This is a genomic window from Enterococcus sp. S22(2020), from assembly GCF_020295385.1.
GTDB classification, from domain to species: Bacteria; Bacillota; Bacilli; order Lactobacillales; family Enterococcaceae; genus Enterococcus_L; species Enterococcus_L dunnyi.
Map to the genome: position 1 here is coordinate 181,031 of NZ_JACFUD010000005.1, position 16,278 is coordinate 197,308.

Consider the following 16,278-nt stretch of genomic DNA (forward strand, 5'->3'; position numbering starts at 1 on the left):
GTCTTACAGCTACGATGATCCCCACGATGAATGAGGGAATCAAAGGAGTGGCCCAAAGGAGGATAACATGCCGAAAAGAGTAAAAAAGTCTAAAAGAGAAATCAATGAGATGCTGCAAGGGTACGCTTTTATTACACCAGCTATTTTAGTGTTAATGGTGTTTTTTGTCATTTCGATTGTTTTTGCGGTCTATTTATCGTTTAATAAAGTCGATTTATTTACTGGCCAATACACGTGGAATAATTTTGAAAACTATAAAAATATTTTTAAAGACCCGCGAAGTATCATTGCCTTGAAAAATACGGCGATTTTTGCGCTATTTGTTGTACCGACTCAGACTATTGTGGCACTTGTGATGGCTTATATTCTGGCCAGTCGTGATATTAAAGGAAAAAAAGTATTTCGAATGGTATATTTTCTACCTACTTTGACCAGTTCAAGTGCATTGACGATCATCTTTATGTTTCTTTTCAATATCAACGGACCGATCAATCATTTTTTGATGAATTTAGGTCTCTATCAATCACCGATAAACTTCTTACAAGAGCCTGCATATGCTTTGAAAGTGATCATGGCAATGAATATCTGGTCAACAGTGCCTTATTTTATGACGATCTATTTAGCTTCATTAGTGGATCTTCCGTACTCGCTCTACGAAGCAGCAGAAATCGATGGAGCGAATGCTTTTGACAAGCTACGCTATATCACTATTCCGTATTTACGTCCTATCACGACTTATGTATTATTGACAGGGATCATTGGAACATTTCAGATGTTTGATCAAGCCTATATTTTCAGTAATGGTAGTGGCGGTCCGAATAACTCTACACTGACACTTAGTCTGTTGATTTATCAAAATGCCTTTGGTCAAATGCCTACGATGGGCTTTGCAGCAGCGTTAGCTGTGGTTTTATCGATCATCATATTCATCGTTAGTCGGATTGCTGAAAAACTGAATGGAGGAAACGAATGAGAAAGACAAAGAATCAAAAAATATTGAAGATGTTACTTTATGTGATCATGATCACGTATGCAATCATCACTTTTTATCCATTTGTCTGGGCAGTCGCAGCAAGTTTCAAACCATTGAAGGAAATCGTTTCAGGCGGGATGAGCATTTTCGGCGGGAACTTCACACTGGCTAATTATGAGTATATTTTAGGGCGAAGCGATAATTTTCCTCGCTGGTTCATGAACTCACTGATCGTTTCGATCATCGGAACAGCGATCAATTTGTTTTTAAATACGATGGCGGGCTATGCATTAGCACGGATCAATTTCCCAGGTCGAGAACGGATCTATTGGGGGATGTTGGCTATGTTGATGGTACCGGCTCAAGTATTGCTGATTCCTAATTATTTGATTATTTCTAGTTTAGGAATGAAGGATACTTTTGCTGCATTGATTTTACCTGCGGCGATCAATATCGGGAATATTTTTATGATGCGGCAATTCTTTTTGAGCTTTCCTAAAGATGTGGAAGAAGCGGCAACCATTGATGGGCTATCTCGGACAGGCACCTTTTTTAGGATCGTGATGCCGTTGGCTAAACCTAGCATTTCCACACAAGCTGTGTTTGTATTCATGAGTTTTTGGAATGAGTTTTTAAAGCCGATGCTATACATGACAACACCATCTAAATATACGTTGACTTTAGGGCTGCAAACGTTCAAATCACAAAATGCAGGACAGCGCTGGGATCAAATCATGCCGGCAAGTATTATTTCCATTGTTCCGATCATTATCTTGTATATTATTTTTAATAAATACTTCCTGCAGGGCGTTCGAATGGATGGAGAAAAATAGGAGAAGTTGATAGACTATGAATGATTTTATTTTAACGTTAGAGGATATTGGAAATAGATCGGTTCAAAATATTGAAACACTTTTTGCACAGGCCAACGGAGCTTTAGGTGTACGTGCAAGTCTTCCGATAAAAGCAAAAGAAAGTACACCAGGCACCTTTTTAAATGCTTTCTATGAAAGTCACGACATTGTTTATGGTGAGAATGCTTATGGTTATGCGAAGCAGCATCAAACAATGGTCAATTTATTTGATCTACGAAGCATTGAGTTGTCGATCGATGATGTAAGTGAGTTTTTGTTGGTCGATCAGTCTGTAGTATTAGATATGAAAAAAGGGATCCTTAAAGAAACATATCTCTATCAGACAAAAGAAGGAAAAACAATCGAGTATCACCTTGAAAGTTTCACCAGTCACTTTGATCGAACGGTCTATGCTCAAAAAATCGATCTGAAAGCACTAAATTTTTCAGGAGAAGTCGAAGTGTCCAAAAAAGCACAAAAGATTTCTACTAAACAGGGCGAGGACTTTGATCCAAGGATCAAAGATGCCAGTGTGGAACTGATTCAAACAGGAAATAAATATACTGCTCCGAATAGTGGGCTGAGTTTCTATACACATTTTGATTCATATGATAAAAAGCAATACTTAGAGGAAGGTCAAACACTTTCGTTTACTCAACTGTACCAGATTTCTCGTGAGGCTGAGTTTACTTCTCCTAGCTATGAAGAGCTAGAAGCAAAACAAATTGCAATTTTCGCCGACTTTTGGGCAAGCTCTGATATCGAGATCGATGGAGATCGTCACTTGCAAAAAGGGATTCGTTTTAATTTGTATCATCTTTTCAATTCTGCCGGACGAGACGGACATAGTAATTTTTGTGCGAAGGGATTAACAGGAGAAGGGTATGAGGGACACTATTTTTGGGATACAGAGATGTACTTACTGCCTTTTTTTATCTACACACAACCAGAGATCGCCAAAAGTTTACTGAGTTATCGCGTGAATATTTTACCAAAAGCGCAGGCACGAGCAAAAGAGCTGGGATTTAAAGGAGCATTGTTTGCTTGGCGTACGATCAATGGTGAGGAAACATCCGCTTATTATCCAGCAGGAACAGCACAAGTCCATATTAATGCAGACATCGCTTTTGCCTTTGAACTCTATGAAAAAGTGACGGGAGATACAGCGTTTATTGACGAAAATTGTGAGCTGATCTTTGAAACAGCTAGATTTTGGCTGGACTATGGATTCATGTCTAAACGCGGCTTTGAAATCCATGAGGTAACAGGACCAGATGAATATACAGCTTTGGTGAATAATAATTATTATACGAACAAAATGGCGCAAAATCATCTATATTACGCTGCTAGGCTTGCAAAAAAATTAAAGAAGTATGAAAAAGAAGCAGTAGAGTGGTTTGACTCAGCCGAGAAAATGTATATTGGTTTTGATCAAGAACTGCAAATCACTCAACAGGACGATAGCTTTTTAATGAAAGAACCTTGGGACTTTGAGCATACACCTAAAGATCGATATCCACTACTGCTGCATTTTCATCCTATGAAAATATACAAACATCAAGTCTTGAAACAGGCGGATACGATTTTAGCGCATATGTTATTTGATCCACCTATTGAGCAAATTGCGCGAGATTTTGATTTTTATGAGCCATTGACGACGCATGATAGTTCATTATCAAAGGCAATTTATGGTGTTGTTGCAAGTAAGCTTGGACGTAGCGAATTGGCGTATCGATTTTTCAAAGAAGCAGCGATTATGGATCTAGAGGATTTTCAAGGGAATGCTAGCCATGGCATCCATGCAGCGAATATGGGTGGTTCTTGGTTAGGATTGATTTATGGTTTTGCGGGTCTATCAGTTGAAAATGGAAAAGTTACAACAAAAAATCATTTACCTAAAGAAATAAAATCACTGAAATTTACGGTCACGATTCGAGGAATAAAGCAGCAACTTGTGATCGATTCGTATAAAAAATAATAGAGATAAAGGAGGCTTGAGAGTGACTATTGAAAATAAAACCATGCTGATCACTTATGCGGATAGTTTAGGAAATGATTTAAACGAACTAACACTTGTGATGGAGAACTATTTCAAAAACGCAATCGGAGGGATCCATTTATTGCCGTTCTTTCCTTCAACAGGCGATCGAGGCTTCGCGCCAAAAGATTATACGGTTGTTGATCCTGCGTTTGGAACGTGGAGTGAAATCGAAGCTTTAGGAGAAAAGTACTATTTGATGTTTGATTTTATGATCAATCATATTTCTCGTGAGTCTATTTTTTTCCAAGATTTCAAACAAAAACATGAAGCATCAAAATATAAAGAGATGTTTATTCGAATCAAAGAATTCTTTCCGGAAAATCGTCCTACTGCTGAAGATATCGACTTGATCTACAAGCGAAAGGACAAAGCACCTTTTCAGGAAGTACATTTCGCTGACGGCAGCAGAGAAGAGGTTTGGAATACATTTGGAGAAGAACAGATCGATCTAGATGTCACAAAAGAAGTCACGAAAGAATTTATTCGAGCGACGATCAAAGATATGGCAATCCATGGCTGTTCTTTGATTCGTCTAGATGCCTTTGCGTATGCTATCAAGAAACTAGAGACGAATGATTTTTTTGTTGAACCTGATATTTGGGCGCTACTTGATGAAGTTCGTATAGAAGCAGAGCAATACGGGATCGAGCTTCTACCAGAGATCCATGAACATTATTCGATCCAATTCAAAATCGCTGAGCATGACTATTTCATCTATGATTTTGCATTACCGATGCTCATGCTGCATGCGATCTATAGTGGGAAAACGCACCGTTTAGCTGCTTGGTTGAAGCAAAGTCCGATGAAGCAGTTCACCACATTAGATACCCATGACGGCATTGGAGTAGTGGATGCCAAAGATTTATTGAGCGATCAAGAATTAGCGTACACATCTGAAAAGCTCTATGAAGTAGGGGCAAATGTAAAAAAAATCTACTCGTCAGCCAGCTATAATAATTTGGACATTTATCAAATCAACAGCACCTATTACAGCGCATTAGGAGAACAGGATGATAGCTATATACTAGCACGTGTCCTGCAGATATTTGCACCAGGCATTCCTCAGGTGTATTATGTTGGGTTACTTGCAGGGCAAAATGATATTCAACTCCTAGAAGCAACCAAAGAAGGGCGAAATATCAATCGTCATTATTATACGATGGAAGAAATTGCAGAAGAAGTGCAACGACCAGTGGTAAAAAAGCTGCTGAGCATATTAACTTTTCGGAATGAGCAGCCGGCATTTGATCTAGATGGATCGATCGAAGTGACGACACCGTCAGAGCATACGATCGAAATTGAACGTAAGAATCAAGCAGAAAATGAACGTGTTAAGCTAGTTGCTGATCTAAAAACGAAAGAATTTTTGATTTATCATAATAGTAAAAAAGTTTTATTTTAAGGAAAAGAATTTTAAATTAAGGGCTGTAGGCTATTCACGCTTTCTAGAGGTGAATAGCTTATTTATGTTACTTTTTTATCTAGAGAAATTGTTTAACTGAAAAATTGCTGTGGTTGTTTTGCTTAAATGCCTACGTTATACTATTTTATAAATAAAAAGGAGGAGAAGCTCAATGGAAGTCATCTTGTTAATGGGGCTTCAAGCTAGTGGAAAAAGTACTTTTTACAAGAGGTATTTTTCAGATAGCCATTTACGATTAAACTTAGATATGCTACATACACGTAATAAGGAAAAGCAACTACTTTCGACCTGTCTAGAAATTAGCCAGTCTGTAGTTATCGATAATACCAATCCAACGAAACTTGATCGTCAGCGTTATTTCCAACTTGCTGGTCGAGCGGATGTCACGTTTATTGGCTACTATTTCCAATCAAAGCTAGCGGAGTGTTTAAAACGAAACCAGCAGAGAACTGGTCAGGCACATTTACCTGAAATAGCTTTGAAAGCCACTGCGGCCAAGCTTGAATTACCTGATTTTGATGAAGGTTTTTCACAGCTTTATTATGTTGCCCAGACAGCTGATCAAGGATTTGATATAAAGGAGTGGGCGAATGAAATTTAGTGAATTAGATGCTAAAATGCGAATCTACGAAACAAATCAAGACCATACGGTTTTACCAGAAATGTACATGGTTGCTCGGATCGATGGCCGTAACTTTACAACGTTAACAAAGGATCGGGAAAAATTTGAAGCACCTTTCGATGAACGATTCCGTGATTACATGGTAGAAACCGTGAAGCACTTGATGAATTGTGGTTTTCATGTTATTTATGGCTACACGGAAAGCGATGAGATTTCTTTATTATTTAACTTGAATGAAGCAGCTTTCGGACGGAAAACAAGAAAATATAATTCAATTTTAGCAGGAGAAGCTAGTGCGAAATTCTCACTACTTTTAGGTTCAATTGGATCGTTTGACTGTCGAATTTCAGAATTGCCAACAAAAGCTGCGGTAATTGATTATTTTCGTTGGCGTAATGAAGATGCTAGCCGTAATGCTTTAAACGCTCACTGCTATTGGCTTCAAAGAAAGCAAGGAGTGAGTGTTGCAAAAGCGACAAGCTATTTGGAAGGGTTATCGGTCAGTGAAAAAAATGAATTTCTTTTTCAGCATGGGATCAATTTCAATGAACTACCGAAATGGCAAAAACGAGGAATCGGAGTTTACTGGAAAGAAGAAGAAAAAATCGGATTCAATCCAATCATAAAGCAATCTAGTAAGACGACACGACGCAAACTGGTAGTTGAGTATGAATTACAGATGAAGGATGCGTATAGTACGTTTGTTGGAACGTTTTTAGAATAATAGGTAAAGTATAGTGTATCTTAAAACAGGAAGAATAGCTTCATGGAAACTGCTTTTTTCTACAGCAGGCTCCTTTTTAGCCAGTATTGTGCCCAGTATAAATGAGTTGTATACTAAGGTCATATCAAGGAGGTAAGATTAATGAATGATTATATAAAAAAAATGACGACACATGTTTCTGTCAGAGATTTCAAAGATATTCCGTTGTCACCAGAAATCAGAAAAGCTTTATTGACTGCGGCGCGCAGTGCTTCTTCTTCTCATTTTGTCCAAGCATTTTCAATTATAGAAATTACCGATAAAACGCTAAGGGAAGAACTAGCTGACATTACTGGAAGTGCTCCGTATGTAAAAAATACAGGAACTTTTTATGTATTTGTCGCTGATTTATATAGACAATCAAGACTACTCATTGAAAATAATAAAAAATTAGACGGATTGACCAATATGGAGTCTTTGATTGTAAGCATTGTCGATACATCGATTGCAGCACAAAATATGGCTTTGGCCGCGGAGTCAATGGATTTAGGTATTTGTTACATCGGAGGAATTCGTAATGATGTCCGAAAAGTGTCCGAATTGTTGAAGTTGCCTAAGTATACTTTTCCATTATTTGGACTAACAGTCGGCGTTCCTGCTAGTAAAAATAAAGTTAAACCAAGATTATTAGAAAAAAATCAAATTAGCGAAAATTACTATCCTCACGAACAATTCGCTGATTTAAAAGAATATGAAAAAGTATCGAAGGAATATTATAGTTCTAGAGAAAGTAATCAAAAACAAACCTCTTGGTCAGAAAGCAATGTTGCCTTTTTTGAAGAAATTAGACGACCAGAAATTGCGGCCTTTTTGAAAGAACAGGGTTTTCAACTAAACTGATTATAAGAAAAAATCCAAAATCAATTATTCAGCTTATAAACTAAAAACAGCAACCTTGATTTATCGAGGGTGCTGTTTTTGGCATTTTTTTGGTTCATATCTAAAGATTGCTAGGAAAACGTATCTAAGTTTTCACTTTGTTTTTTGAAGGTTTCTTTTACTTTTTTACCGAATTCTCCTTTGACAGAATTTCCCATACTTTCAGAGACACTCGCCATATTTGTTTTCAGCGAAGCCAACTTGGTTTCTCCATCTTGTTTTGCTTTTTGTTGGTTCGTTTGTTTTTTCTGGGTCATGGATTGACCAACTGCTGAAGCGATCGCGGCTTTCTGTGCCTTCTTTTTAAGATCTTTTTTTACATCATCTAACATCAAGAATCACTCTCTTTCTTTGCTAATTCCTGATCAGATAATATACGAATCTCACGATAATAGGTCTCATCTAAGTCTTCTATCTCCCGTTCGATTTGTTTTCGGTCATATTGTGCGGCTTCATAAACCTCATCTTTTAGCCTATCTAACTTATGTACAGCTTGTATAATAAATGCTTGATCTGGAACGTAGTCTTTTAAATAATAGTGTGTCATGTCTGCAACTTCTTCTAAATCACGTATTCCTTGGTCTCTTTGAAAAAGAATATCATCTTCTTTTTCTTCAAATTGACGTTTTTTCTTTAGATACTCTGTTTTTAATCGCTCTTGCTGATCCAACTGAATACTCCTTTCTAGAAAAGTTGACTAGATAACTCTTTGTCACTTTGAACAAGTTTATCGATCCCCGCCTTGATTTCAGAAACAAGGCTATCAAAACTTTCACCTAACTGTTTAGCTTTCGCTATCTGTTCTTTATAGAAAGTCGTAGGCTCAGTTACGATACTGGACTCAGTTGCCCCAACCGAAGCCAGTGCTTCTGTAATTTCTGATTCATTCAATTCTGTTCCGATCGAACGTGCATGTTGAAGTCCTTCAGACCAAACCTGTTTAGCCTCGATCATAGCCTCTTGATAGATCGTTATGACTTCAGATAAACCATCCTTCATGGTTTGTGAAGCAGTTGTTACAGCGAATAAAGCTTCACTGTTATCTAAATAAATTTCTTCATTTTTCGATAAACCGCCGCCGCTTTTCTTTAATTTTTTTCTTAGGTTTTTCAATTCCTCAAGATTAGCGATCCGATAAGTACCATATAACTTTAAGTACTCTTTTACACGGGCTTTCGCTTCGGCATCATCACCTGTCCAAAATTTTCCATCACCATTTTTCTTTGCCCAGTTTTTAGCGGCTAGTTCTACTTGTGCTTTGGTCATGCCAGGTGCAAAAATACCATCTTTCGCTAAACGATCTAGATTCAATGTATCTCCATCAAAGTATTTAGCTAGGGTGTTATGTTCACCGAATCCTATCCCTTCAATGCGTGAGACGGACCCATACGTATGGTCACGACCTGAGAGATTTGCCCAGGAATCGTTTTGATATCGTCGCAACATTTCAGGATTATTTTTCAGCCATTTCAGTTGATCATCTGTGAGCGTTCCGAACTGATCTCGTCCCCAATCATCAAAACTTGTTGTCTGAAAGCCCATTTCTTTCCCATACTCGCCAGCCATTTTCATCATGTAGCCACCAGATTGGCTAAAACCTGCAACATCGGTAATCGTTCCGTTGTGTTTGGCTACTTTGTCGTAGGTTTCTTTTAAAAACGATTGTGCGTCGTTGTATTCTCCAGAAAGCCCGCCTGTAAATGCACCTCCTGCCGTACCAAAGCCATTTGCTCCTGTTTCATTATGCATATTGGTACCAGCATAAACCACTGCTACGTTATTGTAATCAGGTTTTCCATTGACGATAGGTGCGATAGCCATTGCATTTAGTTGATTGTCTTTGTCGCTGGCGGCTTTGTTTAGGATTTGGTATTCAATGTCTTGATTTTGAATGACTAATGTTACTTTATCATCCTTTGTCTGAACAACATCTTTTGTTGTGTCAATTGCTTTAGCTAAAATCTCTGTTGTAATTTCTCTACTCATAGAAAACCTCCTCCTAATAATTTAATTCATGGATTTCTAGATTATAAATAACCTGAGCATTAGGGCTACCAATTGAAGATTTTTTGATATTATCAAGCTCTTGCTTTTCCTTTTGGTTCACATTTATCTTTTTATTATCTGGATCATCACTATATGAATAGATAGCATTATGAATCCCAGTTTTAACCATGGTATCCATATTACTTGGATTCATAGACTCTGATAAAACATATTTTTTCTGATTAACATCATATTCTGCCCTATCATTTAACCGAAGTCTCATTGTAAAATAATTATCTTTTGAAATGTATACATGAACATTGCTATTCACATAATTTCCAAGTATGGACGATCCAAAAATATCTGAATTACGCCATTCAACGCCAACACCTTGCCATTCGATTTTTTCAATTCCTTCATAGTTTTTGATTAAATAATCCGTTAAGTAGTTTTGTATCAGTTCAACCCCGTCTTGATAACTTTTCTCTACCGCTTTCTTATCCATATATTTTTTTCCTCCGATACATAAAATAATGAGTACGATCATTCCTAATATTGTTGCTAAAATCCATTTCTTTTTCACTACTTCACCACCTAAATTAATGATCTATTCTTATGTAAGAATAACAATATGAACAACATATAGCAATTTTTTTCGTACGTTTTCTTTTTCACTGCCTATGTAACTTATTTTCTTCTGTCCTAATTATGTACGCTGGTTTCAACATAAACGACTGCATTTAGTTGAGTGCTTTTGTCGCCGGCAGCTTTGTTTAGGATTTGGTAGTCTTGTTTACCCTATTCAATCTTTAATCTAAGTGTGTCTCCAATTTTTTTATCTTGGACAGTCTTTTTATTTTATCTATCGCTTTAGCCAAAACTTTTATTGTAATATCACTACTCATAGCCTATCCCCCTTCTTAATAAGTCAATTCATGAATATCTAAATTTAAAATAATTTGAGCATTGGGGCTACCTTTGTCAGATTTTTTTACCTTTTTAAATCTAAGTTTATTTTTTTCGCTCAATTCTCTAGTGGCATTTCCTATCTCCATTTCAACGGTTGACTCCAAATTACTAGGATTCATGTAATCTGTTAAAACGTACTTTTTTAAATTCTGATCATACTCCAGCTTCTCAGTTAGAGTAAAATCCATAGTGAAAAATTTATCACTAGAAACAAAAACTTTGACATCACTAACCACATAATTTCCCAAAATAGAACCACCAAAAACAGGAGAACTACGCCATTCAACGCCAACGCCTTGCCACTCAATTTTTTCAATACCTTCATAATTTTTGACTAAATAATCCGTTACATAATTTTGTATCAGTTCGATACCGTCTTGATAGCTTTTCTCCACGGCTTTTTTATTCATATATTTTTTTCCTCCGATACATAAAATAATGAGTACGATCATTCCTAGTATTGTTGCTAAAATCCATTTCTTTTTCATTACTTCACCACCTAAATTACTGCTCTATTCTTATGTAAGAATAACAATACGAACAACATATAGCAATTTTTTTCGTACGTTTTCTTTTTAACTGCCTATGTAACTTATTTTCTTCTGTCCTAATTATGTACGTTGGTTTCAACATAAACGACTGTATTTAGTTGAGTGTTTTTGTCGCTGACCCTGGTAGTTCTGTTCTTCATCTCCAATTTCTAACTAGATTTCATCATCATTATTATTAGATTGAACAGTCTTTTGGGTTGCGTCAATGGCTCTTGCTAAAACTTCTATTGGTTCACAAAATTTTCACCTCTTTTAATAGCTCAATTCATGAATTGCTGTATTGTAAGTAATTTGAACGTGTGGACTTCCAGAATTAGACTTTTTAATATTTTGGAAAATAAGTTTTTCTTCCGCTGCCAACCGTCTGGTGGTATTACGTATTTCCATCGCTAGTGTAGAATCTATATTATTGGCATTTAGGGACGCTTTTAAGAAATATTTTTTTGAGTTATCTTTATACTCTGCTTTATCATTTAGACGAAATGTCATAAGAAAATAATCATTTTTAGAGATGAATATTTTGGCATCACTGTCCACATAGTTTCCCAAAATAGATGCACCTAAAGTAGGAGAACTACGCCATTCAACGCCAACCCCTTGCCACTCGATTTTTTCAATACCTTCATAATTTTTGACTAAATAATCTGTTACATAATTTTGGATGAGTTCAACTCCATCTTGATAGCTTTTCTCTAACGCTTTCCTATCCATATATTTTTTTCCTGCTACAAAAAAAACGACAAGTAAAATGATTCCCAAAATAAATCCCAGTTTCTTTTTCAATTCTTCACCACCGAACTTAAGGATATTTTTTGATTAGGATTTACCATATTTATCCACTACTATACAGGTACTGACAACGGTTTATTAGAAAAAGACCAGAAGACAAACGCTCCTGATCTCTCAAAATTGTTTATAGTCCACGACCGATCGCAGAAGAAATGTTTTGATCTGTTTCTTCCATGATTTGGGCTACTTCATTTAATTGCTTGTTGATCTGTTCTAACAGTTCCGCAAACTCGCTCACTTTTGGTTTTAAGGCTGTGAATTGATCATTAAAGCTATCAAATCCTGACCCTTCCCAGTTTCCTTGAATCGTGTCTTGCTCCGTTTGTAATTTTTGTAAAATGTCATTTACTTGGTTAGAACCGTCTGTATATTTTGTAGCAGACGTACGTAGTTCTTGTGGTGATAATTTAATGCGATCTCCCGCCATGTGTGTTCTCTCCTTTACTTTTTGTTTATGGTTATTACTCTATTAGTTTATCACAATAAGAAAATTATTTTTATCAAAAAATTAGGTGGATAATGATATTTATGATAAAATAAGTCTTTTTGTTCGTTTTGTTTATCATTATATGACAAGGAATATTTCTACACGTTGTTAATTAGTATTCATTACAACTACTATTGTTCAGCTTTCTGAGATTTTGTTATAATTATTTTTTTATCTTAAAGTTATAAATGTTTTTTAAGTGGTGTATAAAATATTTTTATTGTGATATAATTTTTTATGAAAAGAAAGGAATATCGATGAAAAAAATTTGTTTGATAGGGGTACTATTAGTATTGATGGCAGGTTGTTCAAAAGCTAGCGGTGTAGATAAAAATATCAAAAATGAAAAGGCATTCATTACATTGAGATTCAAAGGAATGAAACTAGTGATCAAAAATAATACTGATCATAATATCACGGTTTTTGACTCAGAAACTGAATTTTCAATAAAGAAAAACAAAAAATGGGTATTAGCTGATGAGACTCATGGTCTTACGGCCTTTACAACAAATATTCTAAGTGGTGAAGAGAATGAATTGGACTTAACGAATCGACTCTCACAGATTAAGGAAAAAGAAATAAAGGTAACGATTCGTTATGAATATAAAAATAAGAAATATGAGACAAGTACAATATACTCATGGATGAAGGAATAGTGACCTAGATAATTATATAAAAGGATGGAAGAAAAGTATGATTTACGAAGAAGTGTTTAGAAATAATATTATTGAAAATAGCAGTATACCATTTGTTGCTGCAGAGGATGGTTTTTGGATCAACTCTGAGGGGAAAAATATTTCTATTAGTGACATGCCAACAAGATATCTAAAAAATTGTTTAAGAACATTGAATAATTCTAATTCATGGAATGAAGTGACGAGCTTAAAAAACTTTATGGATGGAAAAATTACTGCTGATAATAAGTCGGTTTTTGTTGAATATCTAGGTACGCTTATAGAAAGTAAAACGAAAGAGGTTGAAAATGAATTAGAACGTAGATAGCTTTTATTTCGATAGGATCGTTTATTGATCAGTAATGAGTAGAAGTGTAAATCTGATCGAGTACTTGTACACTTTGGATTACCTTTAATTTTTAAAACAGACCCTAATAACTAAAGGGATCTGTTTTTTTATTGTTAGTGGATATATTTCCGATCACGCGGAGGAAGTGCTATTGAACTTCCGCTTCAATAATCTTTATATTCCCATCAAAATCTACTTTGTCGATACCTTTACTTAGATTCTCTTTATTGACCCAACTCACAATGTAATAATCCTCTTTTTTTTCTATGGAGACGATCTCTGCTTTCCCTACATCGTTTGAATTTGCTGTAATGACAAGTTCTTTAGCTCTATCTTCAGTTATTTGATTTTGACACCCGCTAATAAAAATAACGGTCAGTAGTGAAAATAACAACAGAATATGTTTCATAATTCCTCCTTAACTTGTGTTTCTTCGTTTAAGTGTGTGTTAATTTGTTTTAACAATTACGTTCAGTTTAACATAGTAAGAAATTTGTTTACATCAAAAAATGAAACGTTTATATAAATGAGGGGTAGGAAATATCGAAACAAGCTTTAGAAGATAAAATGATTCTGAAGCTTATTTTTTATTGAAATGAATATTTAGTGCGAAATTATTAGTAGATAAATGTTTTCCATGACTTCAGTCTAATTTATCAAAAAATGATGCTCAGATGAAATAAATTGAAAAGATCCTCGTCTTTCATTGTGTTACCCTTAAATTACATTATGTTTTTAATGGTTGGTTATTTAACTGAAAAATAAGTGTCTACCTATGGCGTTTATTTGGGGTAAAACAATGGAATTGTAATATCATCATCAAATTTAGTAAAGGAGATGTTCGCATGACAGATAAAATCAGTACAGATGCTGCTACGGTAAATGCATTAACAAATAAATTTACAAGTAGTATCTCATCATTGTCATTCAAACCAAAACAAGCAAGTAGTATGAGCTTTTCTGAAAGTAGCGCCGCTAGCGGAATGAAAAGTAGTGTTTCTTCTCTAAGTTCTATCGTATCAACATTCAGAAGCAACGCGTCTAAAGACATTGGCAACTTAGAAAAAATACACCAAGCCATCAAACAGGCTGAAAAAAATGCAGTAAAGTAGGTGCTTTATGGAAGAAAAACAACTACAAGTAAAAATCGAAGAATATGAAGATCGAAAAATAGAGTTAAAGAAAAAAGATACCGAAAGTGATTTTCTAATCAATGATCTACAACGTGTTTACCAACAACAAGCAGAGATACTAGAAGAATTTCTCTATTACAGCAAAGGAACAGAAGCAGAACGTTCAGCTAGGATAGATTTAGAAATGCTGGAAGATGAACGAACAGAAGCATTCCGAACCTTTGATGCGGGCAAAGAAGAGTTAACTGAATTAGTCAGTGAAACAGAACGTAAAAAAATCCAAGTAGAAGACGACCTCCTATGGCTGCAAAAAAAACAAGCACAAAAGGAGGAGGGAGATGCCTAAATTTAGATATACGGAATGGCAAAACGTTGCCAGTGAAGTCCAAACGCTACGTTTAACAGTATTAGATCAACTAAATTCCTTTAAAGAGGCACAACAAGCGTTTCAAAGTGCAGGGAAATTATCTGGTACAGGGTGGGATTCTACTAAAAGTTATTTTGATGCCTACTCAGAAGTATCAACCACAGTGGGCAATGCCTTAAATACCCTTGACGATGCGATCACCTCTTATTTGAGTGCCTTTACCTCAGAAGTTGGACCAGCAGAAAATGATTTAGATACCGCCAAAATGGAGGGACTAAAAGCTGAGTTACGTCGGTTACAAGCAGAAAATGATGTGATCATGGAAGCTTTGGCAAAAGCCTTCGAAGATGTACCGTTTGTCAATCAATTTTTTAATAAACAAAGTATGTTAGGAACCGCTAAGAAAATTGAAATTCTCGAAAAATATAGCGCCTTTGAAGCAGCGCATGGGAGTGATTTCTCAGACGTACAAACAGTTATTGCTTCGATTGCCGAAGGATTAGCCTTCCTAGGCAGTGCCGGGAATTTTTCAGGTGGGAAAGATGGCTATAAAACCATTGATTTTAAAAATCAAAAATGGTATAAAGCACTAAAGGACTTTAACAAAGCCCAACCCAAAGACCGAATTGATGTGGTCATCAAAGAATTATCGAATGGCGTCGAATACCAGATTTATCGCAATGGGAAATTAGATGTTCAAAGAACAAAAGAGTTACATGAACTGTTTCGTGTGCATAATGTTGAATTGTTTAAAGAGTATGGGCCAGAGATTTTTAAAATCCTTACTAATATTGATGATATTGAGATCCTGCTTGCGAAAGATTCAACGACGATGCAGCGCTCATCTTCTGGTGTTTTCTTGTTGCTTGCAGTGCTACCGATTGATCGAGTGAAGGATATTTTGAAGTCAGCTAAACTGCTTAGAAATGGTGATTATACGCTGGACGCGATCAAGTTGACTGCTAAAGAGTGGGAAACGTTGAAAGAGTTTGAGAAGTCGGCAGATGTTGTTAAGACGGTTGATAGAGGGAAAGATCATGGAAAACTTATAGGGAAATTAGATGGACTAACTAAGGAAGAAACCAGTGCGGTAGACAGGTTACGATCACAAGGGAAAAATGTAGAAATAATTCCAGTAGATCCTAAGGCAAGAATAAAAACACCTGACTTTAAGGTCAATGGTATCAAGACCGAGCTTAAAACGTTAGTTAATCCAAATACTAATACAGGGATGAAACGTATTCAAGAAGCTTTTAGACAAAATACTAACGATGTTATTATAGATGGTATTAATGCAGGTCTAACGAAGAAACAAGCGGAAGAAATTTTAACTAGAGCTGCAGGGAAATATCCAAATGGGAAATTTCCAGGTAATGTAGAGATATGGACTATAGAAGGCATCATTAAATCTAAATAGA

Annotated in this window: 20 protein-coding genes; 12 read left to right on the forward strand and 8 right to left on the reverse strand. The window is 35.8% G+C overall.

Annotated elements, in window-relative coordinates:
* Positions 1–67: 67 nt before the first annotated feature.
* The 7 genes from H3T55_RS11900 to nfsA all read left to right on the forward strand — a co-directional run bounded on the left by H3T55_RS11900 (position 68) and on the right by nfsA (position 7,516).
* Positions 68–973 carry a carbohydrate ABC transporter permease gene (locus H3T55_RS11900; RefSeq protein ID WP_087641945.1) on the forward strand — a complete coding sequence of 302 codons (906 nt, stop codon included), beginning with the start codon at positions 68–70 and terminating at the stop codon, positions 971–973.
* Positions 970–1,806: a carbohydrate ABC transporter permease gene (locus H3T55_RS11905; protein ID WP_087641946.1), complete on the forward strand. Its 837-nt coding sequence runs from the start codon at positions 970–972 to the stop codon at positions 1,804–1,806. The genes H3T55_RS11900 and H3T55_RS11905 overlap by 4 nt, the downstream gene beginning before the upstream one ends.
* A gap of 16 nt (positions 1,807–1,822) precedes the next feature.
* Entirely contained in the window at positions 1,823–3,805 is a 1,983-nt protein-coding gene (locus H3T55_RS11910; protein ID WP_225534649.1) for a glycoside hydrolase family 65 protein, read from the forward strand.
* A gap of 22 nt (positions 3,806–3,827) precedes the next feature.
* Positions 3,828–5,270, forward strand: a complete 1,443-nt coding sequence (gtfA, locus tag H3T55_RS11915; RefSeq protein ID WP_225534650.1) for a sucrose phosphorylase — start codon at positions 3,828–3,830, stop codon at positions 5,268–5,270.
* A gap of 172 nt (positions 5,271–5,442) precedes the next feature.
* On the forward strand, positions 5,443–5,892 hold the full coding sequence (locus tag H3T55_RS11920; RefSeq protein WP_225534651.1) for an ATP-binding protein: 450 nt from the start codon (positions 5,443–5,445) through the stop codon (positions 5,890–5,892).
* Complete coding sequence (locus H3T55_RS11925) at positions 5,882–6,637, forward strand: tRNA(His) guanylyltransferase Thg1 family protein (protein WP_225534652.1); 756 nt, start codon at positions 5,882–5,884, stop codon at positions 6,635–6,637. The genes H3T55_RS11920 and H3T55_RS11925 overlap by 11 nt, the downstream gene beginning before the upstream one ends.
* Before the next feature lie 141 nt (positions 6,638–6,778).
* Positions 6,779–7,516 (forward strand): oxygen-insensitive NADPH nitroreductase, encoded by a 738-nt coding sequence (gene nfsA, locus H3T55_RS11930; RefSeq protein ID WP_225534653.1) that lies wholly within the window; start codon positions 6,779–6,781, stop codon positions 7,514–7,516.
* Positions 7,517–7,626: 110 nt separating this feature from the next.
* Here the strand turns inward: nfsA and H3T55_RS11935 are convergent, their stop codons facing one another.
* From H3T55_RS11935 to H3T55_RS11965, 7 genes are all read right to left on the reverse strand, one after another.
* Entirely contained in the window at positions 7,627–7,887 is a 261-nt protein-coding gene (locus H3T55_RS11935) for a hypothetical protein (RefSeq protein ID WP_225534654.1), read from the reverse strand.
* Positions 7,887–8,225: a hypothetical protein gene (locus tag H3T55_RS11940; protein WP_225534655.1), complete on the reverse strand. Its 339-nt coding sequence runs from the start codon at positions 8,223–8,225 to the stop codon at positions 7,887–7,889. Before H3T55_RS11940 ends, H3T55_RS11935 begins: the two co-directional genes overlap by 1 nt.
* 14 nt (positions 8,226–8,239) lie before the next feature.
* Entirely contained in the window at positions 8,240–9,541 is a 1,302-nt protein-coding gene (locus tag H3T55_RS11945) for a hypothetical protein (RefSeq protein WP_225534656.1), read from the reverse strand.
* 13 nt (positions 9,542–9,554) lie between these two features.
* Complete coding sequence (locus H3T55_RS11950) at positions 9,555–10,124, reverse strand: hypothetical protein (RefSeq protein WP_412523576.1); 570 nt, start codon at positions 10,122–10,124, stop codon at positions 9,555–9,557.
* Between the two features lie 337 nt (positions 10,125–10,461).
* The gene (locus H3T55_RS11955; RefSeq protein WP_225534657.1) at positions 10,462–10,998 is read right to left on the reverse strand and encodes a hypothetical protein; all 537 of its coding nucleotides are present in this window, start codon (positions 10,996–10,998) and stop codon (positions 10,462–10,464) included.
* Positions 10,999–11,313: 315 nt separating this feature from the next.
* Positions 11,314–11,844 carry a hypothetical protein gene (locus tag H3T55_RS11960; RefSeq protein ID WP_225534658.1) on the reverse strand — a complete coding sequence of 177 codons (531 nt, stop codon included), beginning with the start codon at positions 11,842–11,844 and terminating at the stop codon, positions 11,314–11,316.
* Between the two features lie 130 nt (positions 11,845–11,974).
* Positions 11,975–12,277: a WXG100 family type VII secretion target gene (locus tag H3T55_RS11965; RefSeq protein WP_088270133.1), complete on the reverse strand. Its 303-nt coding sequence runs from the start codon at positions 12,275–12,277 to the stop codon at positions 11,975–11,977.
* A gap of 317 nt (positions 12,278–12,594) precedes the next feature.
* On the opposite strand from H3T55_RS11965, the gene H3T55_RS11970 reads away from it, so the two are divergent.
* Complete coding sequence (locus H3T55_RS11970; protein WP_225534659.1) at positions 12,595–12,993, forward strand: hypothetical protein; 399 nt, start codon at positions 12,595–12,597, stop codon at positions 12,991–12,993.
* A 37-nt stretch (positions 12,994–13,030) separates the two neighbouring features.
* Positions 13,031–13,339 (forward strand): hypothetical protein, encoded by a 309-nt coding sequence (locus tag H3T55_RS11975; protein WP_225534660.1) that lies wholly within the window; start codon positions 13,031–13,033, stop codon positions 13,337–13,339.
* A 169-nt stretch (positions 13,340–13,508) separates the two neighbouring features.
* On the opposite strand, the gene H3T55_RS11980 is transcribed toward H3T55_RS11975, so the two are convergent.
* Entirely contained in the window at positions 13,509–13,769 is a 261-nt protein-coding gene (locus tag H3T55_RS11980) for a hypothetical protein (RefSeq protein ID WP_225534661.1), read from the reverse strand.
* A 436-nt stretch (positions 13,770–14,205) separates the two neighbouring features.
* On the opposite strand from H3T55_RS11980, the gene H3T55_RS11985 reads away from it, so the two are divergent.
* From H3T55_RS11985 to H3T55_RS11995, 3 genes are read left to right on the forward strand one after another with little or no spacing between them, the layout of a single operon-like run.
* A complete protein-coding gene (locus H3T55_RS11985) occupies positions 14,206–14,472 on the forward strand; it encodes a DUF3130 family protein (RefSeq protein ID WP_225534662.1) in 267 nt (88 codons plus the stop codon).
* Between the two features lie 7 nt (positions 14,473–14,479).
* Positions 14,480–14,839, forward strand: coding sequence for a hypothetical protein (locus H3T55_RS11990; protein WP_225534663.1), 360 nt, complete (start codon positions 14,480–14,482; stop codon positions 14,837–14,839).
* Positions 14,832–16,277: a T7SS effector LXG polymorphic toxin gene (locus tag H3T55_RS11995; protein WP_225534664.1), complete on the forward strand. Its 1,446-nt coding sequence runs from the start codon at positions 14,832–14,834 to the stop codon at positions 16,275–16,277. Before H3T55_RS11990 ends, H3T55_RS11995 begins: the two co-directional genes overlap by 8 nt.
* Position 16,278 lies beyond the last annotated feature (1 nt).